Genomic DNA, 13,689 nt, shown 5'->3' with positions numbered 1-13,689 from the left:
ATTAAGCTTTTAAAATTCATTTAAAAAATTATCAATGAGACATTTAATGTTCATTACACTGCTATTAGCGGTGAATCTTGCTGTATTCAGTCAAAATACTATATCGGGGGTCATTAAAAATGCTGAAAGCGGTGAGCCGGTATTTAGTGCTAACGTCTATTTCCCTCAGCTGGAAAAAGGAGCGATGACAGATCCTGACGGAAGCTTCACTATTTCAAATTTGCCACAGGGAACCTATAAGATGGTGATTTCATCCATAGGTTTCGCCAGTTTTACTCAGGAAATAAGAATTCCTTCTGAAGAGATTGAAGTCATGCTGAAACCTTCTGCCATTGAAATGGAAGAAGTGATAGTTTCTACTCCTTTTCACCAATTACAAAGTGAAAATGTGATGAAGGTTGAGCGGGAAAGCGTTTCAGAACTTAACCGTAAAGGTGCTGTTACCCTCTCTGATGGGATTGCCCAGCTGGAAGGGGTGGATAACCTGACCACTGGAGTGGGAATAGGTAAACCTGTTATACGAGGCCTCAGTTCCAACCGTGTTCTGGTCTATACGCAGGGTGTAAGACTTGAGAACCAGCAGTACGGGGATGAACATGGCCTGGGTATAAATTCCAAGGGAATTAGCAGTGTAGAGGTGATCAAAGGTCCGGCCTCCCTCTTGTATGGGAGCGATGCGATAGGTGGAGTACTATATCTTAACCTTGAACGATATGCCGAAGCAAATTCTTTGGGTGCCGAGCTTGAATCGGATTATTTCAGTAATACTCTGGGATACCAGGCCAGTTTAATGGCAAAAGCCTCTGCTGAAAAATTAAAGTTTCTGGTAAGAGGAAGTCTTGCTTCCCACAGCGACTATAAAGGCGGGGATGAAGTGCGGGTCACTAATACTCGTTTCAATGAAAAGGACCTAAAAGCCGGGGTAGGTTTTCAGGATAAAAAATACAAGGGAGATTTGCGATATAATTTTAACAGAAGTGAAATAGGCATTCCCGAAGAGATCGGGATACAGTCTACCTCAAAAGAGCCGCTTCTGCCCTTTCAACAAATAGATAATCATGTGCTTAGCCTGGACAATAAATTCTATTTTAATAATTCGAGTCTTGATCTGAAGATAGGTTATCAGTTCAATGACCGCAGGGAATTTGAAGAACATCATGAAGAAGGACATGATGAAGAAGAGGAAGCTAATGGAGAAGATCTTGAGCCTGCCCTGGAAATGCACCTGGAAACCATTAATTATAACTTTAAGTACAATCTACCAAAGATCGGCAATTTTGAAACCATCGCTGGAATCCAGGGAATGTATCAGACCAACGAAAATTTTGGAGAAGAATTGCTTATTCCCGATGCTGAAACGCTGGACTTCGGTGTTTTTGCAACCACTCATTATCACTTGGAAAGTTGGGATTTCCAGGGAGGTATAAGGTTTGATAACCGATCTCTGAACTCTGATCCCTATGAGACGGAAGATGGCACCAGTGTTGCAGGAATAGACCGTAGCTTTAATAGCATTAATGGCGCTATCGGGGCTAAATACCAGTATGAGCAGAAGTTCATAGCCAGGCTTAATCTAGCCAGTGGATTTCGTGCCCCAAACCTTTCTGAGCTAACCTCAGAAGGTGAGCATCATGGTGCGAACCGTTATGAAAAAGGAAATGCCGGCCTTAACAATGAACAGAATTTTCAGATAGATCTTGCACTGGAATGGAGATCCCAGCATTTTGAGGCATTTGTAAATGCTTTCAATAACTCGGTAACCGATTATATTTTTATCAGTCCCACTGGTGAGACTATAGAGTCCAGCCCCGTATTTGAATACACCCAGGCTGATGCCAGACTTTATGGAGGAGAAATAGGTCTTCATATTCATCCCCATCCGCTTGACTGGCTCCACCTTGAAAGCGGTTTTGAAATGGTAACCGGGAAGTTAAAGGGTGGCGCTTATCTGCCACTTATTCCTGCAAATTCAATCACCAATACCTTCAGAGTAGAGTTTGATAATGGAAAGTTCTTAAAGGAAAAATATGCCTTTATAAGGCTGAAAAATGTATTCGATCAAAACAACCCCGGAATGTTTGAGACAGGTACCAGTGGATATGGTCTACTTGGAGCTGGTTTCGGAACCGTTCTGGATATGGGAGCTTCCAGCCTGAAGCTGGGGATTAATGGAAATAACCTGCTTAACAAAGCCTATATTTCCCACCTCTCACGTCTTAAGCCGGATAATATTTACAACATTGGAAGAAATATCATGGTCTCGGCATCATGGACCCTATAAAAATAAAGGCTGCCAGATAACTGGCAGCCTTTCCTTTAACTAATTAAGCAAACACTAATAACTCTCAACTTCAATAACCTGAGGTCTTAATGGTTCTTTCTTCCATACATATGTATACAGATACATCAATGTAAAGGTTGGAATGAAATCTGTCCCCGGAAGTATCTCTTCCAGAAAGACCAGCACAGAAGCCAGCTTTCCTTTTCTCCCCGGATACATTTCACTCATTTTCTTTGCGGCATAAGGTGCCCATATAATATCTAAAAAGGGGCCTACTACAGGGATTGCCATGGTAGCCATACCTGCAAGGTCATAAGCCAGACCTTTTATGAAAGTTTTATTTCTGAATAATTTCATCTTTTGATTTTTACTCTCTTAAAATCAAATAAGATGCCAAAAACCTATCTAAGGTCAGAACTGATAAGTTTAAGGAATTCTTCCCGGGTTTCAATTTTCTTAAACTGCCCTCTGAAACCTGAAGTTGTGGTAGCGCTGTTCTGCTTCTGTACCCCTCGCATCATCATGCACATATGTACGGCTTCTATTACCACCGCTACGCCCTGCGGCTTAAGCGCCTTATTAAGACATTCAAGGATATCATGAGTAAGTCTTTCCTGTACCTGCAGCCTTCTCGCGAAAATATCAACTACACGAGGCAGTTTGCTGAGCCCAATGATCTTCCCATTTGGGATATATGCTATGTGGGCCTTTCCAAAGAATGGCAGCATATGATGTTCACATAGTGAATAAAGTTCAATGTCCTTAACAACGACCATTTCATCATAACTTTCATTGAAAATAGCCTTTTTCAGGATCTTCTCAGCATCCATCGAGTAACCCTGAGTGAGGAACTGCATAGCTTTCGCCGCTCTTTCAGGAGTTTTTAAAACCCCTTCTCTATCGGGATCTTCCCCTACTCCCTGAATTACCTCACGGAAATTCTTCATGAGATTTTCCGTAATTTCCTTATCGTATTCTTCTCGTTGTTTGTATGCCATTCTATGCTTTATGTTTTAGTTTGTCTTGAAATAACTTCTTCAATTTAGTGATCTTTGGATCTATAATGAACTGGCAATAGGGTTGCTGCCGGTGCTGGTTGTAAAAATCCTGATGCTCCTGCTCCGCTTCATAAAAAGTGGAAGCCTGAGTCACTTCGGTAACAATAGGATCCTGGAAAGCCTTTTCTTCGCGAAGAAGTTCAATTACTTCTTCCGCTATACCCTTTTGTTTCTCATTATGATAAAATATCGCACTGCGATACTGAGTTCCTACATCGTTTTGCTGCCTGTTTAGGGTTGTAGGATCATGAGTTGCAAAAAAAACAAGCAGGATCTCCCTGTAACTTATCTTTGAGGGGTCGAAGAACATTTCAATGGCTTCGGCATGACCTGTTCTGCCACTTACTACTTCACGATAAGGCGGGTTCTTGATCTCTCCACCCGTGAAACCCGATCTTACATTTTCTACTCCCTCCAGCCGTTGAAATACAGCTTCGGTACACCAAAAACATCCTCCGGCTAATGTGGCTTTTTGTAATTTATCTTCCGCCATGTTTTGTAATTCAAATTTTGTTTATCAAATTTAGTTTTTAAATGAACAAAATTAAGTCTGTTTAACGTGATTTTATGGATTTCCTTTGCCTAAATAAAGGAACAGTAATACATTTGAGCGGTTTTTACGATTAATCTGCCAATCCATGCCCAAATATTACTGCCTTTTCTACCTATTCCTATTCTTTACACTTTTTTCTTCCGCTCAAAATCTCGTAAACAGAAAGGTTTATAAAACTCATAAAATTGAAAATCCTCCTGTCATAGACGGTATTCTTAATGAAGCTTTATGGAAGAACAGCCAGACAGCTACCAACTTTGTAATGGTGGAACCAGGTGATGGAGATCCAATTCCCCCATCTCACGAGACCCAAGTTAAACTGGTATATGATGACGCGGCTATCTATATTGCGGCTAATCTGAAAGAAGAACATCCTGAACGTATCATAAAACAATTTACTCAGAGGGATAACCTTCAGCAGGCAGAATTCTTCCTTTTAGACATCAATACATATGATGACGGCGAGAATCAGACCCGTTTCATTGTAACCGCCGCCGGCACCCAGGCTGATGCCAGAATGACCGGGGATAATGAGGATTTTAGTTATAATGTGGTATGGGAATCAGCAGTTTCGCATGATGAGAAAGGCTGGTATGTAGAGATGAAGATCCCCTACTCTGCCCTCAGGTTTCCCGATAAAGTGGATCAGCTATGGGGTATACAATTTTACAGAAAGATAAGCCACCTTAATGAGAACTATGTGTGGAATTATATAGATAAATCTGTAGGACAGGCAAGTCAGCATACGGGACTTTTACAAGGAATTTCAGATATAGATCCACCGGTAAGACTAAGTTTATATCCCTATATATCCACTGCGGCTGACTTTTATGATGGAAATAACGACTTTAATTTCAATGCGGGAATGGATCTTAAATACGGAATTAATGATTCATTTACCCTGGATATGACCCTGGTTCCTGATTTTGGCCAGACGGCATATGATGAAGTAGAGCTTAATCTTGGCCCTTTTGAGCAGGTATTCGGAGAAAATCGTGCGTTCTTCACTGAAGGAACCGAACTTTTTAATAAGGGGAATTTGTTCTATTCCAGGAGAGTTGGCAGCACTCCTATTGGCTACAATGATGCTCAAAAAGAATTACTGGAGAATGAAGAGATCATAGACAATCCAGACAGGACAGATCTCATAAATGCATTGAAGGTTTCAGGTAGAACGGACCGGGGGCTTGGGGTTGGTTTTTTCAATGCGGTGACCAATAAGGAAGAAGCTTTATATCGGGATACGATAACAGGTAATACCCGCCGTCTTGTTACAGAACCCCTGGCGAATTACAATATTCTAGTCCTTGACCAGCGTTTCAATAAAAATTCATCGATTTCCCTGGTCAATACGAATGTTACCAGAAATGGGCATTTCAGGGACGGGAATGTTTCAGCTTTTCTCTTCGATATTTTCAATAAGAAGAATTCATTCAATTTTAAAGGTCAGGCCAAAATGAGCAATGTAAATCTGCCCGGTCAGAATAAGACGGGTTTTGCTTCTAATCTCTCTGTGGAACGGACAAAAGGAAATATTCGCTACAATGTAGCTCACGAATTTGCCAATGAGACCTACGATATCAATGACCTGGGAATAAGTTTTATCAATAATTACAATAATTTCTCATGGGGAGGTTCTTACCAGATCTTTGAACCAAAGGGCATCTATAATACTTACCAAATAAAAGTATACGGACAGCACCTTAGAAGATACCGGCCAGATATAACTGTGAACACAGGAATGGGAGGCAGTTTTTTTGCTATGACCCGTACCAGGTTTGCTTTTGGTGGAGCTCTGGAGATAAATTCTGAATTCAGAGATTTCTTTGAACCTAGAGCTGAAAATACCTATGTTCTTTATAATCCCTTCGGAAGCACCCGCGCTTTTGTTTCTTCAGATTACCGAAAAAGATTTGCGTACGATATTCGGGTAAATTATGAAGATTATTACGAATCTGAGCAAAGTACTCTTAGTCTGAATATTGAACCCAGGTTCAGGTTTAATGACAAGTTCAATATGATCTATGAATTTGAGTATGAATATGAAGACAATAGACCCAGCTATGTAGACCAGACAAGGGATATGATCATTTTTGGAAACAGGAACCAGAAAAGCGTTGAAAATTCAATAAGCGGAAGTTATAATTTTAGCACGCGCCAGGGATTTAATTTAAGTTTCAGGCATTTTTGGTCCACCGCTACATTTACAGATGGAGAATTTAGTGAACTAATAGACGAAGGTGTTCTGAAATCTATCACTTACGATAAGGATGAGCAGGGAAATCCTGATGCGAATTTTAATATATGGAACCTGGATCTTAGTTACCGATGGCAATTCGCGCCGGGGAGTGAAGCCGTAGTGCTATACAGAAATGCGATCTTTAATCGGGATAAACTAAGCCAGCTAGGTTTTAATGAGAGTCTCGATAATTTATTTGCACAGCCGGCAAGACATAATTTAAGCCTTCGCCTAGTATATTATATAGATTATAACAGGGTTAAGAACTTATTCCAAAGTTAAGCTTGGGGAATAACCCTAATTTGGCTATTTTCGGACCTATTATTCGCGATAAATGATCATTGCCCAGAATATTCATAAATACTACGGAGATCTGCATGTATTAAAAGCGGTTGACCTCCATATAAAGAAAAGTGAAATCGTTTCTATAGTTGGTGCCTCGGGAGCCGGAAAAACCACCCTGCTTCAGATCCTTGGAACCCTTGATCGTCCTTCCAAACGGGAAAATTCCAAGCTGGAAATAAACGGCACTGATATCTATGGGCTTTCTTCACGCGAATTATCCCGTTTCAGGAATAAACATATAGGTTTCATCTTTCAGTTCCATCAGCTACTGCCCGAATTCACGGCACTGGAAAATATCTGTATTCCGGCTTTTATCAATAAAACACCTAAAAAGAAGGCGGAAAAAAGAGCCATGGAACTTTTAAGTTTTCTCGGGCTTGAGAATAGAGCTTCGCATAAGCCAGGTGAATTAAGCGGTGGTGAACAGCAAAGGATCGCCGTTGCCAGGAGCCTTATCAATAATCCTGCAGTTGTGTTCGCAGATGAACCTTCCGGAAATCTTGACAGCGAATCTGCGGAAAACCTTCATCAACTCTTCTTCAGACTACGGGACGAATTTGAGCAAACCTTTGTAATTGTTACCCATAATGAAGAACTGGCTAATATGGCCGATCGTAAACTCACCATGGTCGATGGAAAAATCATTAAAGACTAAGGAGAGTATCTCACGCAGGATATTTAATTCTTAACAAAACAGGTACCTAACGTAAGTAAATAGGCTAAAGCCGCCAGTATCATTATTATCGAAAATCCCGCTTCAACCGCTATTATCGTGGCCAATGAAGTACTTATTACTGAAAGGCAGCCGTTAATACCCCATGCCCATGGTACTCCCGATTCATTCCTGGCCGAGAGATAACTCAAGCCTAATGGAAAAGGCATGCCCATAAAAAATGCCGGAAGACCTATCAGGATCAATGAGAGAAGTATTCGAAAACCAAAATTAGCAGACATACCGACTTCAATTAGCCATGGAAGTGAGATACTGTAAAGCAGCAATGTCCCCACTATAATGACAAGTACTGTTTTTATACTTCCCAAGTGACGCTCAAACCGGGAGGAAAGCCAACTTCCAAATCCGGAGAACAAAAGCATCGCACTGATCACGGCGGCAACCGAATATACCGGATGCCCCAGAAAAAGAATGAATCGTTGGATTAACACCATTTCTACGAACATAAAACCAAGACCTAAACCCGAAAAATAAAGCAGGATCCAGGTCCTTTTTTTCAGTTTTCCTCTTAAAAAGAACAGAGGCAGAATGATAAGTAGTATGGCCAGGACAACAGACTGGAAAAAGGTAACCAGCACAATGAGGTAGCCCAATTCAAAGAAGGATGCCGACTGGTCTCCGAATAGTTTCTGTAAATGTCTGAAACTTTGCCATTTTAAAAACTGGGAAAAATATGGTTGGTCATCGGTAGCTGGTCTGATATTGAAATCATAAGACTCATACAGCTCTTCCCTCTTTTCATCGAGCAAGATATCGGTATAAAGGAACAAACTTTCATCCTGGAGACTGTTATATCGGGTCCTTTCTTCCAAAGAGATTCCGGGTAGGATGAGCGGATCAAAAGAAAGTCTTTCACAAAATTCCTGAATGGTCAGGATCTGATTCTGAGTAAACTCAGTTTTTTTAAGCAGATATGTAATGGTATTCCAGCTGCGAACGGCTATTAACTGCCTGGTGGGATCATCAATTCCATTTCTTTCCAGGGTCTCTGCAAAAGTAGCTGTTATCTTTAATGAATTGCGGTAGGGATAATCCATCCATACCGTTAAGCTAAGAATACCATTTTCTTTTAGCTGATGGTACATCATCGAAAACCCTTCAACAGTAAATAAATAATCTTCCTGAATAGCCTGCAAACCGGCATTACCACCAAAAGAACCTATATCCGGCAGACTGATAAGATCATATTTGCGCTTTGATTCCGCAAGAAAAGAACGACCATCCTGGAAAAAGATCTCCACATTGTCCAGAATTCCTGTACTTTCCAATGAAATTTCTGAAACGGGTTCATTTGGTTCTACGTGGAATATCCGGCGCGAATCACTACTAGCAAAGTAATGGCTCTTTACTCCCGTTCCGGCATTAAGCACCAGCACATCTTTAGGCTCAAGTAACTCCCGGACTAAAGCAAAACTGGTATAATTAAGGATCTCACTATCCTCGGGTTTCTTTAAGACCACTCCTGCCCAGTCGCCATTATTAAAAACTGCATCGGTAACCGGTACATCACCTGTATAAGAAAGACTTAGCCCGGGAGCATATCGTAGTACCGGGGAGGAAACATACTGAACATACCCATAGGGCGAGTTCAATTGGGTCTCTATTTTAGTATCGGGAAGATCAAGGGTGCGGCTAAGCCCTTTATACTGGGAGAGGTTAAATGATAAAGGTGAGGAAAAACTAAAAGCTAATAGTATTATAGCAAGAACCGAAGTAATTAACAGGAACAGCTTTCTTTTCTTTGAGAGAATAAGAACGGCTGCCAGTAGTGCAAGGAACCCAGTGACAAACGGAATCTCCAAAGGGCTGGCAACCCATAAAAATAATACGGCTACGAGCCCGCCAAGACCAGATCCTACAAGGTTACTGAAATATAACTTTCCAATCCTGTCAGTATACCTGATAAACGCAAGGCCTATCGCCAGAGCGCAGAAAAAGAAGGGAACAAAAAAGATCAATTCGAATAAGACCAAACGCCAAACCTCTTCCTGTTCCACAAATAAAAGATAGGTATCAAACTTTATGAACTCCCTGCCTGATAACCAAATACTGAATGGCATGAATATACCGGAAAGCCCCATTGAAAAGGGAAGAACGAATTCGATACTATTCAGAAGTCTCTTTCGAAATAATGCCAGAAAACTTCCTGCCGTACCAAAGCCCAGTAAGGCGATTGCAATAATCATATAGGCAAAATGATACCACTGCACAATAGATAAATACTGCATCAGGCTTAACTGATAGGCAATCATGGAAAGAGAAAGCAGTCCTATTGAGAGAAGCAGCCGGTTTAAAGAAAGCCCACCCATTTTAGTTTCGGGTAAACGGAACGAAACGTACGGGAAGCAGGTTCCTGGTTTTCCATTTTCCGCCTTTCCTTTTCTCCACAAGCATCAAATGCTGGGTAGTAAAAGGAGCACCAACCGGGATCACCATCCTGCCCCCGTCCTTTAATTGCTCTATGAGTGGAGGAGGTATATATTCGGAAGCAGCGGTAACTATAATCGCATCAAAGGGAGCATGCTCCTCCCAACCATAGAAACCATCGGCTATTTTAGAGGTGATATTTGAATATCCAAGATTGTTAAGATTTCTCCTTGCGGTTTTTCCAAGTGGTTCTACGATCTCGATGGTATAGACCTCGTCTACGATCTCGGCGAGTACCGCTGCCTGGTAACCCGAGCCTGTTCCAATTTCGAGTATTTTCATATTCGGTTCTGGCTGTATTACCTCGGTCATAAAGGCCACAATATAGGGCTGGGATATAGTCTGCCCATGACCTATGGGAAGTGGCCGGTCCTCGTACGCATTGCGTACCTGATCTTTAGGAACAAGCTGGTGACGCTGCACGTTTCGCATAGCAGATAGTACAGCCTTATCTTCTATACCACGAGCCTTTATCTGCCGCTCCACCATATGATTCCTACTTTCCTCATTTTGCTGGGCATACACAGGTATTAAGAAATAAATAAGAATCCATAATATGGAAAAGCCTAATCTCATAACACCAATCTATCTCATTGTCAATTAAATATACTCAAAATATAACTAAATTAAGGATTGAATACGCTATTATATCCCTATATAGAAGTTGCAGATGCTTCTATAGGAAAGCCTATCTTTGCATCTTTAAAATAGATACTTAGTAATGAAATTTTCCCAGGCAGAGCTAAAGGAATTCTTAGATACAAAAGTTGAAATATATAACACCCCTGAGTTTATCGAATCTGATCCGGTTAAGATCCCGCATCTATTTCAGAAAAAGGAAGACATAGAGATCGCGGGTTTTCTTACAGCAACCATTGCATGGGGAAACAGGAAGAGCATTCTTAAAAATGCTGAAAGACTAATGAAACTAATGGATATGAGTCCGTATGATTTTGTAATCAATCATGATGACAGAGATCTGGAAGACCTCAATAGTTTTGTTCACAGGACATTTAACGCTACTGATCTAAAATATTTTATCAGAGCCTTGAAAAATATCTATATTAAATATGAAGGGCCTGAGGCAATCTTTCAGCAATATTCCAATCAGGAAAACTTACAGCCGGCCATACATCATTTCAAATCTATATTCTTTGAACTGCCTCATGAAAAAAGAACCGAAAAACATGTAAGCGACCCTTTAAAGAATTCTGCGGCTAAAAGGATCAACATGTATTTGAGATGGATGGTAAGAAGAGAGGGAGATGTTGATTTCGGTATCTGGAAAAGCCTCTCTCCCGCCCTGCTTTCTTGTCCCCTGGATGTGCATTCCGGAAATATAGCCAGAAAATTAGGATTACTCAAGAGAAAAATGAACGATGCCAAAGCCCTTGCTGAGCTTGATAAGAACCTCAGAAAAATGGACAGTGAAGATCCGGTAAAGTATGATTATGCCCTCTTTGGACTTGGCGTCTTTGAAAAAGGTATGTTCTAGTTCTTGTGATTCTTATTTTTTTTAGTTTTCTTTAACAATTAATAAAACTCAATTTTATTGATCAGCCCAGCCGTCCCAACTAACGAGGAAAAGAGATTCGAGTCTGTCCAAAAACTTGATATCATTGACTCTTTCGCTGAAGAAACCTACGACAGCATTACCAGGCTGGCAAGCGAAATATGTGGCACCCCCATGGCACTGATCTCCATAGTTGGTTCTGATAAAAACTGGTTTAAATCCAAACTGGGTACTGATATTCCCGAAACCGACCGTGAAATTTCTTTTTGTGGCCATGCTATCCTGGAGCCTACCGAACTGTTTGAAATACAGAATGCCAGAGAAGATATTCGATTCAAAGACAATCCTTTTGTGATTCCCGAGGAGGATGGAATCAGGTTTTATGCCGGCGTTCCTATTCTGGATGAACAGGGCCTGCCTATGGGGACTCTATGTGTTCTCGACTCGAAGGAAAACTGCCTCAGTGAAAGTCAAAAATCATCGCTTAAGGCTTTAGCAAAGCAGGTGGAACTATTGTTCGAATACAGAAAAAAGAATCAGGCTCTTGAAAAACTAAAGAATGACCTGGATGAGACGAACCGTATCCTTCGTGAATTTGCCAGTACCGTTTCTCATGATCTAAAAATGCCACTGGCGAATATGATCTTAACGGCAGATATACTTAAAGCCAAATATTCTTCCAGAATGGATGAGGAAGGTATTAACTACCTTAATTATCTGAAACATTCCGGGTTAACCTTGAGCGAGTACATTAATGGCCTGCTGGATTATTACTCCAGTAGTAATCTGGAGGCGGATCTGAACCAGGAATTTTTCCTGAACGACCTTCTTGAAGACATAATAGATCTTCTTCAGATTGACCAAAACTGTGAGATAAATCTTCCCGATAACAATTTGAAGATCTTTGGTAACAGTGCAGCATTAGGACAGATCTTTATGAATCTCATTAGCAATAGTATTAAATATAACAGTAGCGATAAGATTATAATTGAAATTGACTGTACCGAAAACCGTGAATTTTATAACTTCAGTATAAGCGATAACGGAATAGGGATCCCCAAAGAAAGACATACCCATATTTTTGACCTTTTTACAACCGTAGCCGATAAGGATAGGCAGGGTAAAAAGGGACATGGAATAGGACTTTCAACGGTAAAAAAACTTGTGGGAAGCCTTGGCGGCAATATTCGCCTTACCTCTGAAAAGGATAAGGGAACCCATTTTGAATTCAGTATGAGGCGTTCCCAACAGGTAGATTAGGATTTTTTTATCAATTTTTTGCTGAAATTTAAATAACTTGTAATCAACTTTCTATTTGGGGTGATGCAACATAAATTGATTCCCTTCAATGAAAAGCTAAGGTTAGCTGCTTTGAAGGAATATAATATTCTGAATTCCGGGCCAGATCAGGATTATGACAATCTTACTTTTCTGGCTACGGTGGTATGTGATGTTCCTATTGCACAAATTGGTATTATAGACAAGCATCGCATCTGGACCAAATCAATACACGGATCCACACTCTCTGATATGGAGCGTTCCAACTCCATATGCGATAAGATAATTCACCAGGACGAACCTATAGTAATGGTGAATAAATCTGATTATCCTGAACTATTTGTAAAGTCGGCTGAAGTATATGGCAAGGAACTGGAGTTCTATGCCGGAATTCCCCTTTATAATCCGCAGGGCCATGCTATCGCCACCTTCTGTATTTTTGACACTAAAGAAAGACAACTCACAGAACAACAGGTACAGGCTTTAGAAGCACTGGCAAGCCAGACGATGAACCTCTTCGAATTCAGGAAACAGAAGAACAAGCTTTATGATGTTCAGCGTCAACTAAAACAAAAATATAAGGAACTGGAACGCTTTGCCAGTCTTGTTTCCCACGACCTTAAATCCCCTCTGGCTAATATCATTTCATTAAGTGAACTCTTGAAGGATGAGAATAAAGGTAAGTTTGATTCTGATACTGAACAGTATCTTGAATTTCTGGTAGAATCTTCGTATTCCCTGAGGAACTATATCGATGGCATACTAAGCTTTTATAGAAGCGATCATGTGATGGATAAGGATTATGTCAATGTAGACCTTCATAAGCTATTGAAGGGCATCGTGGACCTTTATCAGGTTTCGGATAATATAGAGATCACCTATCCCGATGATGTGATGCTTCACAATGTAAATAAGGCGGCCCTTACCCAGGTATTTCTCAATCTTATTAGCAATGCCCTTAAATACAATAAGAAGGAAATAAGGAAGGTAGATATAAGTTTCTCAAAGAACGAAGAATTCTATTGTTTCGAAGTTAAAGACAATGGTCCTGGAATTCCCAGGGACAAAAGAGAAGAAATCTTTGAACTTTTCACTACCCTTGAAACCACAGACAGAGAAGGAAATACAGGAAGTGGTATTGGGCTTGCAACCGTTAAAAAACTTATTGAATCCATGGGAGGAAAAATAAGTCTTGAATCGGAACCAGGTGAAGGCAGCAACTTTAAATTCCGAATAAAGAGGATTTAGCGTTCAATCGCATT

At 40.6% G+C, this 13,689-nt stretch carries 11 protein-coding genes; 6 read left to right on the top strand and 5 right to left on the bottom strand.

Annotation, left to right across the window (positions count from 1 at the left end; translation table 11 throughout):
• Positions 1 to 34: 34 nt before the first annotated feature.
• Positions 35 to 2,281: a TonB-dependent receptor gene (locus EZJ28_RS04070; protein WP_131395209.1), complete on the top strand. Its 2,247-nt coding sequence runs from the start codon at positions 35 to 37 to the stop codon at positions 2,279 to 2,281.
• A 54-nt stretch (positions 2,282 to 2,335) separates the two neighbouring features.
• On the opposite strand, the gene EZJ28_RS04065 is transcribed toward EZJ28_RS04070, so the two are convergent.
• From EZJ28_RS04065 to msrA, 3 genes are read right to left on the bottom strand one after another with little or no spacing between them, the layout of a single operon-like run.
• A complete protein-coding gene (locus tag EZJ28_RS04065) occupies positions 2,336 to 2,638 on the bottom strand; it encodes a hypothetical protein (RefSeq protein WP_131395207.1) in 303 nt (100 codons plus the stop codon).
• Between the two features lie 44 nt (positions 2,639 to 2,682).
• Complete coding sequence (folE, locus tag EZJ28_RS04060; RefSeq protein ID WP_131395205.1) at positions 2,683 to 3,279, bottom strand: GTP cyclohydrolase I FolE; 597 nt, start codon at positions 3,277 to 3,279, stop codon at positions 2,683 to 2,685.
• 1 nt (position 3,280) lies between these two features.
• The gene (gene msrA, locus EZJ28_RS04055) at positions 3,281 to 3,832 is read right to left on the bottom strand and encodes a peptide-methionine (S)-S-oxide reductase MsrA (protein WP_131395203.1); all 552 of its coding nucleotides are present in this window, start codon (positions 3,830 to 3,832) and stop codon (positions 3,281 to 3,283) included.
• A 145-nt stretch (positions 3,833 to 3,977) separates the two neighbouring features.
• On the opposite strand from msrA, the gene EZJ28_RS04050 reads away from it, so the two are divergent.
• Both EZJ28_RS04050 and EZJ28_RS04045 read left to right on the top strand, forming a co-directional pair.
• Complete coding sequence (locus EZJ28_RS04050) at positions 3,978 to 6,413, top strand: DUF5916 domain-containing protein (protein ID WP_131395202.1); 2,436 nt, start codon at positions 3,978 to 3,980, stop codon at positions 6,411 to 6,413.
• A 52-nt stretch (positions 6,414 to 6,465) separates the two neighbouring features.
• A complete protein-coding gene (locus tag EZJ28_RS04045; RefSeq protein ID WP_131395200.1) occupies positions 6,466 to 7,131 on the top strand; it encodes an ABC transporter ATP-binding protein in 666 nt (221 codons plus the stop codon).
• A 23-nt stretch (positions 7,132 to 7,154) separates the two neighbouring features.
• On the opposite strand, the gene EZJ28_RS04040 is transcribed toward EZJ28_RS04045, so the two are convergent.
• On the bottom strand, positions 7,155 to 9,518 hold the full coding sequence (locus EZJ28_RS04040; protein WP_131395198.1) for a hypothetical protein: 2,364 nt from the start codon (positions 9,516 to 9,518) through the stop codon (positions 7,155 to 7,157).
• A 1-nt stretch (position 9,519) separates the two neighbouring features.
• Positions 9,520 to 10,212, bottom strand: a complete 693-nt coding sequence (locus tag EZJ28_RS04035) for a protein-L-isoaspartate(D-aspartate) O-methyltransferase (protein WP_131395196.1) — start codon at positions 10,210 to 10,212, stop codon at positions 9,520 to 9,522.
• 145 nt (positions 10,213 to 10,357) lie between these two features.
• On the opposite strand from EZJ28_RS04035, the gene EZJ28_RS04030 reads away from it, so the two are divergent.
• The 3 genes from EZJ28_RS04030 to EZJ28_RS04020 all read left to right on the top strand — a co-directional run bounded on the left by EZJ28_RS04030 (position 10,358) and on the right by EZJ28_RS04020 (position 13,675).
• Positions 10,358 to 11,131, top strand: coding sequence for a TIGR02757 family protein (locus EZJ28_RS04030; RefSeq protein WP_131395194.1), 774 nt, complete (start codon positions 10,358 to 10,360; stop codon positions 11,129 to 11,131).
• A 57-nt stretch (positions 11,132 to 11,188) separates the two neighbouring features.
• On the top strand, positions 11,189 to 12,409 hold the full coding sequence (locus EZJ28_RS04025) for an ATP-binding protein (protein WP_131395192.1): 1,221 nt from the start codon (positions 11,189 to 11,191) through the stop codon (positions 12,407 to 12,409).
• 63 nt (positions 12,410 to 12,472) lie between these two features.
• Positions 12,473 to 13,675 carry an ATP-binding protein gene (locus EZJ28_RS04020; RefSeq protein ID WP_131395190.1) on the top strand — a complete coding sequence of 401 codons (1,203 nt, stop codon included), beginning with the start codon at positions 12,473 to 12,475 and terminating at the stop codon, positions 13,673 to 13,675.
• The last annotated feature ends 14 nt before the right edge of the window (positions 13,676 to 13,689 follow it).

It is taken from the genome of Gramella sp. KN1008, assembly GCF_004332155.1.
In the GTDB taxonomy this organism is placed as follows: domain Bacteria; phylum Bacteroidota; class Bacteroidia; order Flavobacteriales; family Flavobacteriaceae; genus Christiangramia.
Note: the sequence above shows the minus strand (reverse complement) of the source record. Positions and strands in the feature narration are given on the sequence as shown.